This is a genomic window from Microbispora bryophytorum (assembly GCF_043197435.1).
GTDB classification, from domain to species: domain Bacteria; phylum Actinomycetota; class Actinomycetes; order Streptosporangiales; family Streptosporangiaceae; genus Microbispora; species Microbispora bryophytorum.
The window spans coordinates 721,676-740,242 of record NZ_JBICTF010000004.1 but is presented as its reverse complement, the minus strand read 5'-3'; the positions used below and the strand labels follow the sequence as shown (position 1 = coordinate 740,242).

General features: G+C 71.4%; 17 protein-coding genes and 1 other RNA gene. 8 read left to right on the top strand and 10 right to left on the bottom strand.

The features are described 5' to 3' along the window. Entirely contained in the window at positions 1-1,212 is a 1,212-nt protein-coding gene (locus ACGFIB_RS16905) for a serine hydrolase domain-containing protein (protein WP_393372585.1), read from the top strand. 22 nt (positions 1,213-1,234) lie between these two features. Here ACGFIB_RS16905 and ACGFIB_RS16900 read toward each other — a convergent pair whose 3' ends face one another. Together ACGFIB_RS16900 and ACGFIB_RS16895 are read right to left on the bottom strand one after the other, a co-directional pair. Then, positions 1,235-1,771, bottom strand: coding sequence for a hypothetical protein (locus ACGFIB_RS16900; protein ID WP_393372583.1), 537 nt, complete (start codon positions 1,769-1,771; stop codon positions 1,235-1,237). A 254-nt stretch (positions 1,772-2,025) separates the two neighbouring features. Continuing rightward, positions 2,026-2,301, bottom strand: a complete 276-nt coding sequence (locus ACGFIB_RS16895) for a helix-turn-helix domain-containing protein (RefSeq protein ID WP_393372580.1) — start codon at positions 2,299-2,301, stop codon at positions 2,026-2,028. Positions 2,302-2,355: 54 nt separating this feature from the next. Here ACGFIB_RS16895 and map point away from each other — a divergent pair, with 54 nt between their 5' ends. The 3 genes from map (at position 2,356) to ACGFIB_RS16880 (ending at position 4,969) form a co-directional block, all read left to right on the top strand. Further along, positions 2,356-3,123, top strand: a complete 768-nt coding sequence (map, locus tag ACGFIB_RS16890) for a type I methionyl aminopeptidase (RefSeq protein ID WP_142569698.1) — start codon at positions 2,356-2,358, stop codon at positions 3,121-3,123. 167 nt (positions 3,124-3,290) lie between these two features. Further along, positions 3,291-3,986, top strand: coding sequence for a VC0807 family protein (locus ACGFIB_RS16885; protein WP_357239576.1), 696 nt, complete (start codon positions 3,291-3,293; stop codon positions 3,984-3,986). Further along, positions 3,983-4,969 carry a hypothetical protein gene (locus tag ACGFIB_RS16880; RefSeq protein ID WP_393372576.1) on the top strand — a complete coding sequence of 329 codons (987 nt, stop codon included), beginning with the start codon at positions 3,983-3,985 and terminating at the stop codon, positions 4,967-4,969. Before ACGFIB_RS16885 ends, ACGFIB_RS16880 begins: the two co-directional genes overlap by 4 nt. Positions 4,970-5,048: 79 nt before the next feature. Here the strand turns inward: ACGFIB_RS16880 and ACGFIB_RS16875 are convergent, their stop codons facing one another. Beyond that, entirely contained in the window at positions 5,049-6,245 is a 1,197-nt protein-coding gene (locus tag ACGFIB_RS16875) for a damage-control phosphatase ARMT1 family protein (protein ID WP_393372573.1), read from the bottom strand. Between the two features lie 419 nt (positions 6,246-6,664). Between ACGFIB_RS16875 and ACGFIB_RS16870 the strand changes: the two genes are divergently transcribed. Then, a complete protein-coding gene (locus ACGFIB_RS16870; RefSeq protein ID WP_142569693.1) occupies positions 6,665-7,633 on the top strand; it encodes a LysR family transcriptional regulator in 969 nt (322 codons plus the stop codon). Between the two features lie 147 nt (positions 7,634-7,780). Continuing rightward, the gene (locus tag ACGFIB_RS16865; protein WP_393372570.1) at positions 7,781-8,926 is read left to right on the top strand and encodes a S1 family peptidase; all 1,146 of its coding nucleotides are present in this window, start codon (positions 7,781-7,783) and stop codon (positions 8,924-8,926) included. 177 nt (positions 8,927-9,103) lie between these two features. On the opposite strand, the gene ACGFIB_RS16860 is transcribed toward ACGFIB_RS16865, so the two are convergent. Next, entirely contained in the window at positions 9,104-11,311 is a 2,208-nt protein-coding gene (locus ACGFIB_RS16860; protein ID WP_357259630.1) for an acyl-CoA dehydrogenase, read from the bottom strand. Positions 11,312-11,630: 319 nt separating this feature from the next. Between ACGFIB_RS16860 and ACGFIB_RS16855 the strand changes: the two genes are divergently transcribed. After that, on the top strand, positions 11,631-12,713 hold the full coding sequence (locus tag ACGFIB_RS16855; RefSeq protein WP_357239560.1) for a S1C family serine protease: 1,083 nt from the start codon (positions 11,631-11,633) through the stop codon (positions 12,711-12,713). 79 nt (positions 12,714-12,792) lie between these two features. Next, positions 12,793-13,836, top strand: a complete 1,044-nt coding sequence (locus tag ACGFIB_RS16850; RefSeq protein WP_393372567.1) for an adenosine deaminase — start codon at positions 12,793-12,795, stop codon at positions 13,834-13,836. A gap of 94 nt (positions 13,837-13,930) precedes the next feature. Here the strand turns inward: ACGFIB_RS16850 and ACGFIB_RS16845 are convergent, their stop codons facing one another. From ACGFIB_RS16845 to smpB, 6 genes are all read right to left on the bottom strand, one after another. After that, positions 13,931-14,335, bottom strand: coding sequence for a type II toxin-antitoxin system VapC family toxin (locus ACGFIB_RS16845; protein ID WP_393372564.1), 405 nt, complete (start codon positions 14,333-14,335; stop codon positions 13,931-13,933). 14 nt (positions 14,336-14,349) lie between these two features. Continuing rightward, positions 14,350-14,637, bottom strand: a complete 288-nt coding sequence (locus tag ACGFIB_RS16840) for a hypothetical protein (RefSeq protein WP_393372562.1) — start codon at positions 14,635-14,637, stop codon at positions 14,350-14,352. 118 nt (positions 14,638-14,755) lie between these two features. Beyond that, positions 14,756-15,328 (bottom strand): UTRA domain-containing protein, encoded by a 573-nt coding sequence (locus tag ACGFIB_RS16835; RefSeq protein WP_357239554.1) that lies wholly within the window; start codon positions 15,326-15,328, stop codon positions 14,756-14,758. A gap of 86 nt (positions 15,329-15,414) precedes the next feature. After that, positions 15,415-15,799, bottom strand: a transfer-messenger RNA (tmRNA) gene (ssrA, locus tag ACGFIB_RS16830). 315 nt (positions 15,800-16,114) lie between these two features. Then, positions 16,115-18,022, bottom strand: a complete 1,908-nt coding sequence (locus ACGFIB_RS16825) for a penicillin-binding transpeptidase domain-containing protein (protein ID WP_393372558.1) — start codon at positions 18,020-18,022, stop codon at positions 16,115-16,117. A 9-nt stretch (positions 18,023-18,031) separates the two neighbouring features. Continuing rightward, positions 18,032-18,514 (bottom strand): SsrA-binding protein SmpB, encoded by a 483-nt coding sequence (gene smpB, locus ACGFIB_RS16820; protein WP_139573262.1) that lies wholly within the window; start codon positions 18,512-18,514, stop codon positions 18,032-18,034. Between the last annotated feature and the right edge of the window lie 53 nt (positions 18,515-18,567).

The following is an 18,567-nucleotide window of genomic DNA, read 5'->3' as shown; positions in this document are numbered from 1 at the left end:
ATGGGCGCCCTGACGGTGCCCGCCCTCACGTTCGGTGCGCGGGCGCTCCCCTCGCCCGTCGTGGAGACCACCGGAGTGGCGCCCACCGCGCTCGCCGGGTTCGACACGCTGATGCAGACCTACGTCAAGGAGCGGGGCATCACCTGCGCGCAGCTCGCCATCACCAAGAACGGCAAGCTGGTGCTCGCCAGGGGCTACCGCTACTCCGACGGCAGCCGGTACATCCCCCCGGTGTCGCCCACGTCACTGTTCCGGCTCGCGAGCCTGAGCAAGCACATCACCGCCATCGCGATCATGCGGCTGGCCCAGGACGGCAAGCTCAGCCTGACCGCCTCGGCCGCGACGCTTCTGGGCCTGTCCACCACGGCCGACCCGCGGCTCGCGAAGGTGACCGTGTGGCGGCTGCTGCAGCACACCGGCGGGTGGGACCGCGACGTCTCGGGCGACTACCTGTACATGGACCACGAGATCGCGGCCGCGCTCGGCGTCCCGCTGCCGATCAGCCAGGACCACATCATCAAGTACGCCTGCGCCCGCCCGCTCGACTTCGACCCCGGCACGCGGTACGCCTACAGCAACTACGGCTACATGCTGCTCGGCCGCATCATCGAGAAGGTCTCGGGCATGAGCTACGAGGCGTACGTCAAGCAGAAGATCCTCGCGCCGCTGGGGATCACCCGGCTCCGCCTGGGCCGCACGCTCCGGTCGGAGGCCGCGCTCGGCGAGGTCGTCTACGAGTCGCGGTACACGAGCAAGACCGTCACCGACGCCTCGGGCACGATCGTGCCCACGCCGTACGGCGGGTTCAGCATGCCCAACCGCGCGCCCGGCGGGGGCTGGCTCGCCTCCGCCGTCGACCTGGTGCGCCTCGCGATGGTGCTCGACGCGCCGAACACCGTGCTCAACTCGACCTCCATCGGCAGGATGATCGCCAAACCGGAGACCGGCGTGACCGGCAGCGGCTCCTGGTACGGCGCGGGGCTGTGGGTCCGCCAGGTCACCGGGCACGTCAACACCTGGCACGACGGCTCGCTGCCCGGGACCTACACCTACACCGCCCGCCTGCAGAACGGCTTCACCTACGCCGCGCTGTTCAACCGCCGCGAGGAGACCGGCTCGCTCGACTTCGACGTGCTCAGTCCGCTCGTCAACGCGCAGATCGGCAAGGTGACCACATGGCCGGCCACCGACCTCTTCCCGCGCTACTTCTGACGCCGCCCGCTCATGGCTCCGGTCAGCTCGGGCTCGGTGCGGGCGACGGCGTGGGCGCGTCGTTGTCCAGCTCGATGGCGCTCCACACGGCGACGCCGCTGCCCGGCAGCTGACTGATTTTGGACTCGAACGTGGCGGTGCCGTCCGTCGCGTCGTCGTCCTCCTCGGCGAAGACGAGGAGGGACTGCCATTCGCTGTACCGGTCCGCGGGGAAGAGCAGCCGGGGGCCGATCGACAGGTCCGAGTCGCCGGACAGCCGCTGGCTGTCGACGGTCACCCAGCCGTACGACGGCCTCTGGCTGAGCCGTACGTAGATGAGCGCCGAGCCTCCTTCGGGCACGACCACCTGGGCGGGCGTGACCATGACGCTCGGCGTGGCGCTCACACTCGGCGTGGGAGTGGGAGTGGGAACCGAACTCGGCAGCAGGCGGACCACGCCGGCCGATCCGCGCGGCGCGGCGTCGGCCGTGCCCGGGACGAGCCCGGTCACCGCGGACGCGGTGGCCACGACGGACGCGAGGACGACCGAGCGACGTAACCGGCCGTGGGGGAATCGCATCGGCACCTCCATGGTGAGCTGACAACCGCCTCGGGCCGGCTGCCGTTGATCGCCGGCGATGATCCCCGGTGATCCCAGGTGATCCCAGGTGATCCCAGCGTCCGGTCTGCGTCGCGGCCTGTACAGCAAGCGCCCCACTGCGGCGGCCCGGGGCCCCGGGCGTACGACCGGCGGCCGGCCGTTCACCTGCGGCGAACGCCACCCGGCACGAGTCGCCGCCCGGCGACGACCGGTGAAAGATTCAGAGGCAGGAGTCAGCCGGCTTGGCGGAATTCGCCGGCCTGCGCACCCTCTGCGCAGGCGACGGCCAGTTCGTCCAGCGACAGGCCGAGCGCGGCGGCGAGCGCGGCGACGGTGAAGAAGGCCGGAGTCGGCGCGCGGCCGGTCTCGATCTTGCGCAGCGTCTCGGCCGACAGCCCTGCCGCCGCGGCGACCTCGACCATGCTGCGCTCACCGCGCGCCTGCCGCAGCAGGGCGCCGAACCGCTCCCCCCGCAGCCGCTCCTCGGGGGTCAGGGGCACTCTCACCATGACCGTGATACTAATACCGGTATTGTTATTGGCGCCACTTGGGAGGGCCGTGTCATGGTGGAAATCAAGACCGACGCCGCGCTGGACGCGATGCGGGAGGCGGGGCGCGTCGTGGCCCGCGCACTCGACGCCGTACGGAAGGCCGCGGCCGTGGGGGTGCGGCTCACCGGCCTGGACGAGGCGGCGCGGGCGGTGCTGCGCGAGGCCGGGGCGAGCTCCCCGTTCCTCGGCTACCGCCCGCCCTTCGCGCCGACCCCGTTTCCCGCCGTGATCTGCGTGTCCGTCAACGACGCGATCGTGCACGGCATCCCGACGGACTACCGGCTGCGTGACGGTGACGTCGTCGGCGTCGACTGCGGCGCCGAACTCGACGGCTGGACGGCCGACGCCGCCGTCACGTTCATCGTGGGCACGCCACGGCCCGGCGACCTGGAGCTCGTCGACACCACGCGCCGGGCGCTGGACGCCGGGATCGCCGCCGCCACCGTAGGCAACCGCATCGGGGACATCTCCGCGGCGATCGGCGCGGTCGCCGCGAATGCCGGGTACGGCATGCCCAGGGACTTCGGCGGCCACGGCATCGGCCGCCGCATGCACGAGGACCCGTCGGTGCCGAACCACGGCCGGCCCGGCCGGGGCTACCCGCTGCGGCACGGCCTCGCACTGGCCATCGAGCCGATGTTCGTCGCCGGAGGCCGGGACGGTTACCGCACGGCGGGCGACGGCTGGACGCTGCACAGCGTGGACGGCAGCCGGGCCGCGCACATGGAGCACACCATCGCGATCACCGAGGACGGCCCCCGCGTGCTGACCCTGCTCTAGAGACCTCGGGTGCACGCATCGCAGGGGGGCGAGAACGCGGCGAGCCGCCGCCCGGGCCGCGCACGGCAGGGCGGCTACCCGGGACATTTGTACTGCCGCAATCGGGATCGCTGCATCTGCCCGGCTCCTCCGGCTTTCGAGACGCTAGATGCGCACAAGGAGACGCGATGGAGGAACCGATGGCCCAGACCCTGACCGCCCCGGCGACGGCCGCGCAGCCCCGGCGGGGCAACCTCCGCACGGTGCTCATGCCGCTGGTGCTCGACGTCGCCGCGCCGATGGCGTGCTACTACCTCCTGCACGGCGCGCTCGGCATGAGCGAGGTCGCCGCGCTGACCCTGAGCGGCGTGATCCCGGCCGTCCGGGTGATCGCCGGGATCGTCAGGGACCGGACGCTGAACGGGCTGGCCGGGCTGACGCTGGCGGTCAACGTGGCGGGCATCGCGCTGAGCTTCGTCACCGGCGACGCCCGCATGATGATCGCCAAGGACTCGGCCCTCAGCGGCGTGATCAGCCTGTTCATGATGCTCACGGCGTTCACCGCGCGCCCGGTGATGACGCCGGGCATGCGCGCGTTCATCACCCGGGGAAACGCGGTGCGGGAGGCCGCCTGGGAACGGCTCGCGAGTTCCACCCGGTTCCGCCGCGCGGAGCGCCGCTTCACCGGCATCTGGGGCGCGGCCATGCTCGCCGACTGCGTGGCCCGGCTGATCGGCGCGTTCACGCTGCCGGTGTCCACCATGGTCTGGCTGTCCAACGTGCTGCTGATCGCCGCCCTCGCGGTGGGGCTCGTGGTGGCGGGTGTGTTCGGCTCCGGCCAGATCATGTGGATGATCAACAACGAGACGCGGGCCGCCCGATGAGGGGCAGGGGCATCAACTACGACACCGGGTTCCTGCCGGGCGGGCACACCAGCCGGGAAACGTTCGACCCGGAGACGGTCCGCGCGGAGATGCGGGTCATCGCCGACGAGCTGCACTGCACCGCGGTCCGCATCACCGGCGGCCACCCGGAGCGGCTCAGCGTCGCCGCTCGGCACGCCGCCGACGCCGGTCTGGAGGTGTGGTTCGCGCCGTTCCCCTGCGAGATGACGACGCGGGAGCTCGCGCCGTTCTTCGCCGAATGCGCTGAGCGGGCAGAGCAGGTGCGGCGCGACGGCGCGGAGGTGGTGCTCGTGACGGGGTGCGAGCTGAGCTTCTTCGCGGCCGGTTTCCTGCCTGGAGACACCTTCTTCGACCGCATGGCCGCGGTCGTCAAGAAGGATCCCGAGCTGTACGCCCGGTTCGCCGAGATCCCCGCACGGCTGAACCCCTTCCTGGCGGAGACCGCCGAGGCCGCCCGCAAGCGCTTCGGCGGCCGGGTGACGTACGCCTCGGGCGACTGGGAAGGCGTCGACTGGGGCCCGTTCGACATCGTCGCGGTGGACGCCTACCGCGACGAGCGCAACACCGCGTCCTACCGCGAGGAGCTGCGCTCCCGCTTCCGGTTCGGCAAGCCGGTGGCGGTCACCGAGTTCGGCACGTGCGCCTACACAGGGGCAGGCGCACGCGGGGGCATGGCGTGGGCCATCGTGGACCACACCGCGAATCCGCCCCGGCTGGACGGCGACTACCGCCGCGACGAGGGCGAGCAGGTCCGCTACCTGCGCGAACTGCTCGGCGTGTTCCAGGAGGAGGGCGTGGACACCGCCTTCTGGTTCACCTTCGCCGGCTACAACACGACGTACGACCCGGACCCGCGCCGCGACCTCGACATGTCCTCCTACGGCGTGGTCCGGCTGCTGAAGGACGGCGGGTGGGAGCCGAAGGAGGTCTTCCACGCCCTCGCCGCCGCCTACTCCGGCTGACCCTCCCCACAGCTGACCCTCCCCACAGCTGACCCGGCCACGGCTGACCCAACCTGGTAGACCCAGCCCGGCGGCCGTCTCAGGGCCGGGCCTGGACCATGGCGTGAGTGCCGCCGGTACGCCAGGAGCTCGCGCTCCGGGGGCGGCCGGCCGCGTCCAGCTCGGCCAGCGTCCGCTCGGGCACGCCGACGAGCGCGTCCGACTTCAGCGTGCGCAGCGCGACGACCGGCCCGGGGAAGTAACCGGTGACCGCCGCGAACGGTGTGCTCGCCGGCCACATCCGGTCGCCGACGAGCCGCCGGTAGTTCAGGTCGCCCTTCATGACGGTCAGCGAGGCCGACGCGAACTCCTCCCGCAGGTCGTCGGGCATCTCGGAGTAGGGCAGCGGAGCGCAGGCGAAGGGATGCGCCCGCAGCGAGAGGCGTCCCTCCTCCATCGCGCCCCAGAGGCGGGTGCCCGCCTGTCCGGCCGTGCCGGGCGCCGCGGCGAGCCGCCGCAGGCACGCGAGCACGTCGGCGGGGGTGGCGTCGGACACGAAATACGGGAAGGGCTTGACGTGGAGGACGACCTCGGCGGCGAGCCCGCGGTCGAGGAGGTGGTCGGCCAGCACGAGGTCCGGCAGCAGTTCGCGCCCGGCGTTGTCGGCGACCAGGCAGATCCTTCCCGGTGCGGCGGCCTCGATGAGCGACCACAGCAGCGGCCGGTCGTCCACCACCAGGTCCGCCACCTTCTCCTGGTCGCCCTTGAGGGTGACGCCGAAGGACAGGTCGGCGCGGTTGCCCCACAGCGAGCCGAGCAGCAGCGCCTCGGCCCGCTCGGCCGCGGAAAGCGTCTGCGTCTCGTCGAGCGCCGCCAGCTCCCCGTCCACGACCGGGCCGTCGAGTTCGGCCTGCTTCATTGGGCCGAACGGATCGACCCCGCGCCACGGGCCGTCGCCGAAGTATCCGGTGGCCTCAAGCAGCTTGCGGTAGAAGTAGCTCTCCCCCCACAGGAACGGCACGTCGACGTAGCGGCCTCCGATCTTGCCGCGTCCCCACTCGGCCCAGGCGGCGCCGTCGTACGCCGACGGCTCCAGCGGCTCCATGACGTCGTCCACGACCTCGTCGAGCAGCCGGTCGAGCGCGCGCCGACGGTCAGGCGGGTACGGCAGCGCCCGCGCGACCTGGCGGACGAGCACCGGATGCCGCTCCCTGAAGACGCTCAGGGCGTACGAGCCGGGGACGTTCCCCATGATCGGCGGGGCGTCCGCCACGGTCTCGTCGCGGGCACCACTCATCCCCGGCATCCTCCCTCGGCTCGCGGAACGACACCGCCAGTAAATCGCAGCGGCCGAGTGACCGAGGGAGGCGGGGCGGCGGGCGGGCCTGCCGGTCCCGGCAGTGGCTGAAGGCGAAGACAGGGGACCCGATACCCAACAAGTCGGTGACACGTGTCCGCACGCCTCGACCGTACGACACCCTCATCGAACGGAAACACGTTCTATCGAGCTCCGCCGGACAGGTCGCCGCCAGCCAGTGATCACCCGCAAACAAGCGGCCGACCGCCGAACGAGAACACGTTCTGCACAATGGCCGCCTCCTGGACGCGGCCCATCGGCACCAGGCGTCACAGCGGTGACGAGAGCTCACGGGTTAAAGTCAGATTTCATGACAATGCGGGATTGCGGCCATATCACCAGGGTCGTACCGTCCCTCTATGGATCTGGAGATCCGCCACCTGAGAATCGTGCACGCGGTCGCCGAAGCCGGGAGCGTCACGAAAGCGGCCACCCGGCTCGGCCTCGCCCAACCGTCGCTCACTGCGCAACTCAAGCGCATCGAGCGCTCACTCGGGGGCCCGCTGTTCGAACGCGACCGCAACGGCGCCCGCCCCACTCCTCTCGGCGAGATGGTGCTCGCCCGCGCCCGGGTGCTGCTGCCCGCCGTGCGGGACCTCCAGGAGGACGCGGTCCGGTTCGCCAACACCTCCGTCAAGCTGCCCGGCTACCGCCTCGGCGCGACGAACGGGCCGATACTCGGCGGGCTCGTCGAGCGTCTGACCGCCGACCAGCGGGGCGTCCCGGTCACCACCCGCACCTCGTGGTCGGCAGGTGAGCTGACCGCGCTATCGGTGGCCGGCCGGCTCGACTTCGTGCTGCTCGGGACGTGCGGCGACAGCCCGCCTCCCCCGGCCGAGGCGATGATCTGGACCACGGTCGGCACCGACCCGGTCTTCGTGCTCCTGTCCGAGGACCACCCCCTCGCGGAGGAGAAGGAGCTGGAGCTGTCCAGGCTCGCCGACGAACGCTGGACGGTCGCCCCCGGCGACGGCTGCTTCGCCGACTGCTTCGCCGCCGCCTGCGCCCGGGCCGGGTTCGTCCCCGAATCCATCTACGAGACGGATGTGGCGACCTGCCTGCACCTGGTCGGAGTGGGCAAGGCGGTCGCCCTGTGCCAGGCCACCTTCCGGCTCACCTCCGGGCTGGTCATGATGCCGCTGGCCGGTGCACCGCTGCGCTGGCGGCACCTGCTCGGCTGGCATGCCGACTCGATCGGCGCGCGGGCCGCCGCCCCCGTCGTCGCCGCCCACGCGCGGGCCGCGTACGCCGACGCGGTGCGGCGCAGCGCCCGCTACGCCGACTGGCTCGTCACCAACCCCGAATACGGAGCGGTTCCCCAGCCGTGAGCTGTGCGCGGGCGGCCAATTTCGGGCCAGCGAATCTTCAGACGAGGGCGGTTCCATAACTCGGTGATAGGGGCGAACTGATAGATCCACGTATCAGCGGAGGTCGGTTACGTTGACGGCACCCCCCAACGACAAGGAGAGCCCCACATGCTCCACAGACGCACCGTACTCGCCGGATGCGCTCTGGCCGTCACGGCCCTCGCCATGGTCGCCACCCCTGCCATGGCCGAGCCGAACGACTCTCCCGCCTCCTCCGCAGTCAAGCCTCCGCCCGCGATGATGGACGCCATGCAGCGCGACCTCGGGCTCACCTCCGCCCAGGTCGACGCCCGTCTGGCCAACGAGGCGAAGGCCATGTCCACCGACGCCAAGGTCCGTGTCGCGATCGGCGACGCCTACGCCGGATCCTGGGTCTCCGGCACCACCTCCGAGAGCTTCATCGTCGCCACCTCCGACGCCTCCAAGGCGGGCGCGGTGCTGGCCGCCGGCGCGCAGCCGAAGATCGTCAGCCGCAACCTCGCCGCTCTCGACGCCGCCGAGGCCGCGCTGGACCGGGCCGCCGCCGGCGCGCCCGCCTCCACGTCCGTCTGGTACGTCGACGTGCGCAGCAACAGTGTCGTCGTGCTGTCCTCCGACACCGCCGAGGCCGCGGCGTTCGTGGCCGCGAGCGGCGCCGACACCTCGGCCGTACGCGTCGAGCAGTCGAACGAGCAGCCGCAGACCTTCTACAACCTGCAGGGCGGCGACGCGTACTACATCAACAGCTCCGCCCGCTGCTCCATCGGTTTCCCGGTGCGCAGGGGCAGCACGCCCGGCTTCGTCAGCGCCGGCCACTGCGGCCGTGCCGGCAACACCACGACCGGCTACAACCGTGTCGCGCAGGGCACCTTCCAGGGCTCCTCGTTCCCCGGCAACGACTACTCCTGGGTCTCGGTCAACAGCAACTGGACGCCCACGAACATCGTGTCGTACGGCAACGCGAGGGTGAGCGGCTCCAGTGTCGCCGCCGTGGGCTCCTCGATCTGCCGGGCCGGTTCGACCACCGGCTGGCACTGCGGCAGCGTCCAGCAGCTCAACGCCAGCGTCCGCTACTCACAGGGCACGGTCAGCGGGCTGACGCGGACCAACGTCTGCGCCGAGCCCGGCGACTCCGGCGGCTCGTTCATCTCGGGCAGCCAGGCGCAGGGTATGACCTCCGGCGGCTCGGGCAACTGCTCCTCCGGCGGCACCACCTACTTCCAGCCCGTCAACGAGGCTCTCTCCGCGTACGGCCTCACCCTCGTCACCGGCTAACCCCACCCCCTCGTGGCGAAAACGCCCTCCGTGATCATGCAATTGCCAGATCACGGAGGGCGTTTTCGCAGGTGGAGCACGCAACCGCGGCTCGACTGCAAAATCACGAGAGGGAGCGCCGCAGGTCGGTGACTTGTGTGCGACAAACTACAAGATCACGGTGGGCCGCGGCAGGGGCTACTTGCCCGGCTCGGGATCGCGGGGCAGGCCGAGCATGCGCTCGGCGATGATGTTGAGCTGCACCTCCGTGGTGCCGCCGTAGATCGTCATCGCGCGGGTGGCGAGCACGGCGCGGTTCCAGTAACCCGCGTCGCCGAGCTTCCAGTCGGCCGCGGTGACGGCGGCCGGGCCGAGCAGCGAGACCGCCACCTCGGAGACGTGCTGCGCGTGCGCGGTGGACAGCAGCTTGCGCACCGACGCGTCGGCGCCCGGCTCGCCGCCGGCGAGCTGCTTGAGGGTCACCCGCAGCGACAGCGCGTTGATCGAGTGCGCCTCGCAGGCCACGCGGGCCAGGTCCTGCCGCTCGGCGGCGGTCAGCTCGCGGCCCAGCCGGCCGGCCAGGCCGAGCAGGTCGGGGACCGAAGCGCCGGTGCCGCCCGAGCCGGACGACAGCGAGACCCGCTCGTTCGACAGCGTGTTCCTGGCGACCCGCCAGCCCTCGTCGACCTCGCCGACGACCAGCTCGTCCGGCACGAAGACGTCGTCGAGGAACACCTCGTTGAACAGGTTCTCCCCGGTCATCTCGGTCAGCGGGCGCACGGTGACGCCGGGCCCCTTCATGTCCACCAGGAAGTAGGTGATGCCGTCGTGCTTCGGCTTGGAGGTGTCGGAGCGGGCGATGCAGATGGCCCACTCGGCGACGTGCGCCACCGACGTCCAGATCTTCTGTCCGTTGAGCTTCCAGCCGCCCTCGACCTTCTCCGCCTTCATCTGCAGCGACGCGAGGTCGGAGCCCGCCTCCGGCTCGGAGAAGAGCTGGCACCAGATCAGCTCGCCGCTCAGCGTCGGCGGCAGGAACCGCTCCTGCTGCTCCGGCGTGCCGTACGCGACCAGCGACGGCACCACCCAGGCACCGATGATCATCTGCGGCGGCTTGATCTTGGCCGCCCTGACCTCCTGGTGGATGAGCACCTGCTCCAGCGGGGAGGCCCCCCGGCCCCAGGGCCTGGGCAGATGCGGCATGACGAAGCCCGCCGTGGCCAGGGCCCGCTTCTGCTCGACGCCCTCCAGGGCGGCGATCTCGGCGAGCTCCGCCCGGATGGACGCGCGCAGCGGCTCCGACTCCTCCGGCAGGTCGATCTCCATCTCCCGGGCGACGCCCCGGAGCGCGAGCGCGGCCACCCGGTCGGACCACTCGGAGGAGGAGCCGAGCAGCGCGCGGACGGTCAGCGCCCGGCGGTAGTAGAGATGGGCGTCGTGCTCGAAGGTGTAGCCGATGCCGCCGAACGTCTGGATCGCGTCCCGGGCGCACTGCACGGCCGCGTCGGGCGCCATCACGGCCGCGATCGCGGCGGCGTAGTCGCGCTCGGCGCCCTCCGCCCGGGTGGCGTCCCAGACCGTGGCCCGAGCCTGCTCCAGCGCCACCAGCATTCGCGAGAGCTTGTGCTTGATGCCCTGGAACTGGCCGATCGGGCGGCCGAACTGCACCCGGACCTTCGCGTAGTCGGCGGCGGCGGACACGCACCAGGCCGCCACCCCGGCCGCGTCCGCGCCGAGGACGATCGCGGCCACGTTACGCACCTCGGCGCCGGTCAGACCGGTCAGCACCCGCTCGGCGGGCACCCCCGCACCGTCCAGCTCGACCTTGGCCACGCCGCGGGTGAGGTCGAGCGACTTGACCGCGGTGACCGTTACCTGGGCGGCGTCGACGGCCACCCACTCCTCGCCGGCGTCCGTGGCCACCGGCAGGACGAGCACGTCGGCGACCGCCGCGCCGAGGACGTACCCGGCCGTGCCGCTGATCGTCAGGACGTCGCCGTCTCGGACACCGGTGATCTCGCCGTCGAGCGCCACCGCGCCGGTCAGTGATCCGTCCGCGAGCCCGGGCAGCAGGTCGGCCTGCGCCTTGCCCTCGGAGGCGAGGATCACGGCGCTGGCGAGAACGGTCGGCACCATCGGACCGGGCGCCACCCGCTCCGACAGCGCCTCGATCGCCACGGCCGCCTCCAGAAGGCCGTAGCCGGACCCGCCGAACTCCTCCGGGACGTGCAGTCCGAGCAGCCCCTGTCCGGCGAGAGCGGGCCAGAAGGCCGGGCGCTCCTCCGTACCCGGTTCGGCGAGGACACCCACCGCGCTTCGCACCAGGTCAGCGGGCACGGCCCGCTCGGCCCATCCGGTCACCGACTCGCGAAGCGCCTCGTGCTCCTCGCTCAGCCCGATCGCCATAAGATCCTCCAGCACTCGGTCGTTTCCGCACATCAAGCCCTGCTGCGCGTGGCCCGGGCGGCGCCTCGCGACGGGCGGCATCCGCTGACGCTCCCCAGGTTCATGTAGAACCATATTCTAGAGGAATATTCGCTGGCTAGGCGCACCGGTGGACTCGGTACGGCTCCGGCCGGTGAAGACCCGGGCGGCGATCCGCCGGCCGGCCCCCGTTCGGTGCTCCCCTTGAGCCGGTATGACGCGTCCCGGGCCCCCGTCATGACCTGCGCCTGGCGCGGCGTGCCGCCTTGCGGCGGCCGTCCCCGCAGGTAGACAGGGGAATATGCAGCTCTCACGGAAGGTCCTCCGCACGGTCGCCGCCCCGGCCGTGGCCGTGCTGGTCGCGGGGGGATGCGCGCCCGGAACCACCCCGGGCGAGACCTCCCCTACGGCGACGCCGCCGAAGACGGGGACGGCCGCGCCCCTGCCGACCAGTCCGCTCGAACTCGAGACGGCCTATGAGCAGGTCATCAAGAGGGTCCTTCCGTCGATCGTGCAGATCACCACAGGAGAGGCGCTGGGCTCGGGCATCGTCTACGACACCGACGGCCACATCCTGACCAACGCCCACGTCGTGGGCGCCGCCACGGACTTCCAGGTCACGCTGGCCACCGGCGGCAAGCCGAGGAAGGCCAGGCTGGTGAGCTCCTATCCCCCCGGCGACCTGGCGATCATCCAGGTCGAGAACAAGAACGGGCTGACACCCGCGACCTTCGGCCGCTCCGCGAACCTCAAGGTCGGGCAGATCGTGCTCGCGATGGGCAACCCGCTCGGCTTCTCCGGCAGCGTGACCCAGGGCATCGTCTCGGCCCTGGGCCGCACCGTGACGGGCGAAAGGCACGCCGGCGGCGGGGCCGCGACCATCGCCAGCGCCATCCAGACCTCCGCGCCCATCAACCCCGGCAACAGCGGCGGCGCGCTGGTGGACCTGTCCGGCCAGGTCATCGGCATCCCGACGCTGGCCGCCGTCGATCCCAACCAGGGAACCGCGCCCGGCCTCGGCTTCGCGATCCCGAGCGACACCGCGACCGACATCGCCCGCCAGATCATCCATTACGGCCGGGTCGTCAACAGCCATCGGGCGGCCCTCGGCGTACGGGTCGGCACGGCGGTCGACGCGGCCGGCAACCCGGTCGGCGTGGCCGTCGGCTCGGTGTCCCCCGGCGGCGGCGCGGCCAAGGCGGGCATCCGCCCCGGCGACGTGATCGTGAAGGTCAACGGCACGTCCACTCCCACCGCCGGCGCCCTGTCGCAGATCCTGGCGACGCTCAAACCGGGCGACAAGGCCCGGGTCGAGCTGACGCAACCGGACGGAACCAGGAGCACGGTCACCGTCGTGCTCAGCGAGCTGCCGGCCGGTGGATAGCGCCCGATCCTGACAAAGTGGTGTGAGATACCGCCGAATCGTTTGGTGGCGGCTCCCACTCGATTGTTACGTTCTGTCGGTGACCTCCCTGGAACTCAGCCGGTTCATCGCCGGGTTGCCCAAGGCCGAACTGCACGTGCACCACGTGGGCGCGGCGTCGCCGCGCATCGTCGCCGAGCTCGCCGCGCGGCACGAAGGACTCACCCCCGTGCCCGCCGATGCCGCGCTGGTCGAGGAGTTCTACGACTTCCGCGACTTCCCGCACTTCCTGCAGGTCTACCTGCAGGTCGTGGACCTGGTGAGGACGCCCGACGACCTGTGGACGCTGATCCACGGCGTGGGCGGCGACATGGCCGCCCAGCAGGTGCGGTACGCCGAGCTCACCATCACACCGCACCTCCACCTGGTGCGCGGCTTCGCCCCGCAGGAGTTCTGCGAGGTGATCGAGGACGCCCGCCACAGGGTCGAGGCGGACTACGGCACGGTCCTGCGCTGGTGCTTCGACATCCCCGGCGACTTCGGAGTCCCGGCCGCCGACCAGACGCTCTCCCTCGCGCTCGACGAGCGGCCGGACGGCCTGGTCAGCCTCGGGCTCGGCGGCGGGGAGCACGGGGTGCCCCGCTCGCTGTTCGCCCCGCACTTCGCCGCGGCCCGCGCCGCCGGGCTCCACTCGGTGCCGCACGCCGGCGAGGTGACCGGCGCGCAGTGCGTCTGGGACGCCGTACGCGAGCTCGGCGCGGAGCGGATCGCGCACGGCATTCACAGCGTGGAGGACCCGGCGCTGCTGGAGCACCTGGCCGAGCACGAGATCACGCTGGAGGTCTGCCCCACCTCCAACGTCCGCACCAGGGCCGTGCCCGGCCTGGCCGAGCACCCGCTGCCCGCGCTGGTCGCGGCCGGGGTGCCAATCACGGTGAACACCGACGACCCGCCGATGTTCGGCACCGACCTGAACCGGGAGTACGCCGTGGCGGCCGAACTGCTCTCCCTCGACGAGCAGGGCGTCGCCGACCTGGCCCGTGCCGCGGTGAAGGCGTCCTTCCTCGGCGCCGAGGGCAAGTCGGCCCTGCTCGCAGCGATCGACGCCTACGCCGCTCAGAACTCGTCGGCGCCGCTCACCTGAACGATGTCGAAGACGTGCCGGGAGGCGGCGCAGACCGTCTCCAGCACGTGGATCGGCAGGTCATCGGCCGGCTCCGGCGCCCCTCGTGGTTGAGTCAGGCCGTCGCTCCCGCCGGCCGCGAGACAGCCACGACGTCCACGATGCCCTCGAGGCCGGCGAAGTCCTTTGGATTGGCGGTGTAGAGAGGAAGCTTGTTACCGGCGGCGATGGCGGCGATCATCAAGTCGGCCACCCGGCCGCGTGGCTGCCGGCCGGAGAGACGAACGGCAGCGCATATCTGGCCATACATCCGGGCGGCCTCGGCGTCGTAGGGCAGCGCGTCAAAAGTGGCCTCGACATGCTGCAGGACGGCTATCCTCCGGGCCCGCTTGATCGGGTCGGTGGTGGCATGCGGCGCGTCCGACAACTCGCCGAGCGTCACAGCGGTGATCAGGGACGCTTCCGGGAGTTCGGCGGCGTCGAACAGGGGCAGGACGGCCACGATGTTGGTGTCGAGCACACCTTCCGCATGTCTCACAGGCCGATCCCCTCCAGCGGATCGGTGGGCAACTCCTGGTCGATCACGGCGTCCAGGTCGGCGCGGAGTTCGTCGGGATCGAGAACAGGCGCGGTGGCGAAAACGGCCAGCACCTCTGCGGTTGGAACGGCCCGGCGGCGCTTGATCGGGATGACCTCGGCGAGCGGCTCGCCGTTGATCGTCAACACATACTGCTGTCCCTGCCGCAGCCCCCGGGTGATGCTGCCGGAGTCGCTGACGAACTGCCGCACGCTGACATCGACAGGTCTAGGTCTGGCGCTCATCGTTCCATCCTAGCCATCCGTACTACGCCGTACCACAGCATCGTGGCCGGCGAGGAAAGGGCGTCCCCAGGGGGCCAGGAGCGCCGGCCCTGCTCGCGCGGATCGACGCCTACGCCGCTCAGAACTCGTCGGCGCCGCTCACCTGAACGATGTCGAAGACGTGCCGGGAGGCGGCGCAGACCGTCTCCAGCACGTGGATCGGCAGGTCGTCGGCCGAGTATGCGGCCCGCACGATCTGGACCACCCACTCGCCCGCTTCGCCGCCGGGATGAGCGTCCAGTTCCAGCGTGGCCGCCTCATCGCCCCGGGGCGGCCGGGCCACCAGGTGCTCCTCCGCCCGCCCGAACCGGTGGCCCAGCTCCTCGATGCGCGCCTGCAGGCTCGGCGCGAGGAAGCCCGGCTCGCACAGCGGCGTGTCCGCGAAGAGGTCGAGCCGCAGGAAGCTCGTGGCGACCCGCACCGGTACGTCACCGGCGAGCAGCAGCTTGCGCCGGGCCAGCACCGGCGTGCCGGGCTCGACCCGCAGCCCGGCGGCCACGTGGTCGGACGCGGGCTCCGGGCCGACGTACAGCATCCTGCGCCCGGCTCGCACCCCCTGCCGCTCCGCCTCGGTCAGGAACAACGAGGCCGAACCCCGTACGGCCGGCTCCGACGGCAACGACCGCCGCACCACTGTCCTCGGCTGCCCCACGGCAGACCCCCTCCCACGTACCGCCTTCGGAAAACGACGGAAGGGCGGGGAGGAAGCGAACGCTTCCTCCCCGCCCTTCCGTGGAGATGTGGAGGTGGCGGGAATCGAACCCGCGTCCTTCAACACCAAGACAGGACTTCTCCGGGTGCAGCCTGTTACGTTTTTCTCGGCCCCGGCAATCTCACAGGCGAGTCGCCGACGGGCCCAGTCACTGTTTGGTTTCCCGTACGGTCCCGTGACCGGGCCGGACGGTTGAGCCTTCTAGCGATGTCAGTTCCGGGCCGAAGGCACTCCCGGGCTGACAGAGGTTTTTCGCTGCTTAGGCGGCGAGAGCCAGGGAACCCTGGCTCACCTCAGTGCTCTTCTTATTGGCACTTGTTGTTTGCGGTCACAGTGTTGACGGGGTTATGTCCGCAGTCCCCGACCCGCTTCCCCTGACTTGCAATGCCGAAGTCGAAACCGGTCACCCCCTGTGGAGTTTTCAACCCAGACCCGAGGGCCTGGTACATCCAGCTTACCCGTGACAGCACCGGCGACGCGACTCGAATTCCCTCGGCAGGTACGCGGGGGCCGGTGAGACGCCGAAGCCCCCGGGGAACGCGGCCTCTGGCGCGCGCCCCCGGGGGCCGACCGGCAGGGTCGAGCCGGTCCGGACGGGCAGGGCTCCCCCCGAGATGGAGCCCTGTCCTCATCACGGTGACTGGGCCCGCAACCCCCCGAGCGGGTCCCAGTCACCTAGAAAGACGCCGGCCGCCGCCCTGATGGTTGCTCGGCTCCGAGCATTTTTCAGGTCTGGGGCTGGGCGTCGCGGAAGAAGCTGCCGGCGATCACGGAGGCGGCCGCCGTGTCGCCGCTCTCCGCCAGCACCGCGACCGCGATGTCCCCCTGCCAGCCCACGAACCACGAGAGCCTGGTGCGCTCCTTCTTCTCCGTCTGCGTGACCTCGGCGGCCACGCCGTACACGGGGTCGCCGGGGGCGGAGGCGGCGGAGGCCGCGCCGGACGTGACACCGGCCCGCATGAGCGTGCGCAGCTTCGCGATGATCGCGGGATCGAGCGTCACGGGCTGCGTGGGGGCCCGCGTGACGGCGTCCCCGGCCGCCGGGTCGGGAGCGACGGGCGAGGTCACCAGCACCGGCGGCCGCCACGTGCCGGACTTGACGGCCGCGGCGACGAGGGCCATCGTCAGCGGGCTCACTCGGGCGCCCTGCCCAGCCATGATCTTCGCGATGGCGGCGTCGCCGTCAGGCGCGTCCATCGACCCGCTGAACGTCCTCAGCGGCAGCTTCCAGTCGCCGCCGATGCCGAACTGGGTCGCGCTGGCCGACAGCCGCTGCCCGCTGATCCGCCGCGCCAGCGACGCCAGGGCGGTCACGCAGCCCTGCGCGAAGTCGGTCTGGAACGTGGGCGTCGTCACGCCGTTGACGCCGGGCTGCTGGAATCGGGCTCCGCCCACGGTGCGGTCGGCGCTGCACGGCACCTTCTGCTTCGGGTCGAGGCCCGACTGGAGCAGCCCTTCGGCCGCGACGACCGAGAAGGCGGTGCCGGCCGCGAACTTACCGGCCAGCGCGTCGTTCTCCTGATGCAGCTGGTTGGTGGAGACGGCGAGCAACTGGCCGGTGGACGCCTGCACCGCGACGAGCGCGGCCGGGCGGGGCCCCGCCACCGCGGCGTCCCCCACGCTCTGCAGGCGGCTGTCAATCGTGGTCTGGACCGACGAGTTCTCCCGCCCCGGCCACGCCTTGAGCTCCTTGACCTGTCGCCCGGTGGCGTTGTCGAGGATGACGACCCGGGTCTCGGTCGAGCCGGTGAGCTGGTCCTGGTAGGCCTTCTGCAGGCCGTCCCGGCCGAGCGTGTCGCCGGCCCGCTGCGGCCCGCCGAGCTTCTGCTCCGCCTCCGGGGTGATGGCCGTGACCACCCCGACGATCTGGGTGGGCGACTTGGGGGCGACCGGCGGGTTGTCGACCTGGAACTCCAGACCTTGGATGGCCTCCAGCTTGGACCTGATCTGGGCGAACTTCGTCCGCCCGAACGTCGCGAGGGGGACGAAGTCCTGCGGGGGCGACGACAGGATGCGGCTCAGCAGACGGTCCTGGGCGAAACCGGTGACCTTCGACAGCTGGTCGCAGAGCCGGCCGGGGTCCTTGACCTTGGCGGGGTAGACCCCGGCCACGTGCAGGACGGTCTCGTCCTGCAAGGGGTTGCCGTTCCGGTCGAGGACCGGCCTGCGGCCCTTGGGGACGGTGGCGACCGCGAGCCGCTGCCCGGGGTGCAGGTCGGGGTGGATGACGCTCGGCGACCACCGCACCTTCCACTGGCCGCCGACCAGGTGCAGGGGCAGGTTCCCGTCGTACTGCCAGAGGGGGTTGTTCTCGCCGAGGTCCACCTCGGCGTGGTAGCCGGCCTGCGCGGCGTCGCCGTCCTGCCTGATGCCGCGCAGCGAGAAGCGGATCGAGGCGGCGTCCAGTTGCAGCCGGGCGCCCTCGAGCGCCTTGCGCACCGCCGCCTGGTCGCCGTCGGCCCGCCGCGCGGCGGCCGCGTAGTCCCCCGTCTGCCAGCCGACGAGGAAGTCGCGCACCGCCTCGTGCGGCGACGGCTCCTCGAAGCAGCCGGTCAGCAGGGGCGCGGTCAGCCCCAGCGCGAGCGCGGCCCGTACGGCTCTCGCCCGGACGACCCCGAATGATCGGAAGGACACCGCCACGGCCTAACGGCCCCCCCGGCGGCGGACCGCGTTCGACATGGCCCGCGCCATCTCCCGGCCGGCCTGCTTCTCCATGAGCGTCTGCCGCTTGTCGTAGTCCTTCTTTCCTCGGGCGATGCCGATTTCGATCTTCGCCCGGCCGTCCTTGAAGTACATCGACAGCGGGATCAGCGTGAGGCCCTTCTCCTTCAGCGTCGCGTCGAGCTTGCCGATCTCCTTGCGGTTCAGCAGCAGCTTGCGGGTGCGCCGGGCGGCGTGGTTGGTCCAGGTGCCCTGGCTGTACTCAGGGATGTACACGTTGATCAGCCAGACCTCGCCGCCCTCGACCGAGGCGTAGCCGTCGGTCAGGTTGGCCTTTCCCGCCCGCAGGGACTTGACCTCGGTGCCGGTCAGGACGAGCCCGGCCTCGTAGGTGTCCTCGATGAAGAAGTCGTGCCTGGCACGCTTGTTCTGGGCGATCAGCTTGCGCCCGGTCTCACGTGGCATAAGGGGAGCCTACCGTCGCCGCGAAGGGCGGAAACGAGCTGCGCGGCGGTGCG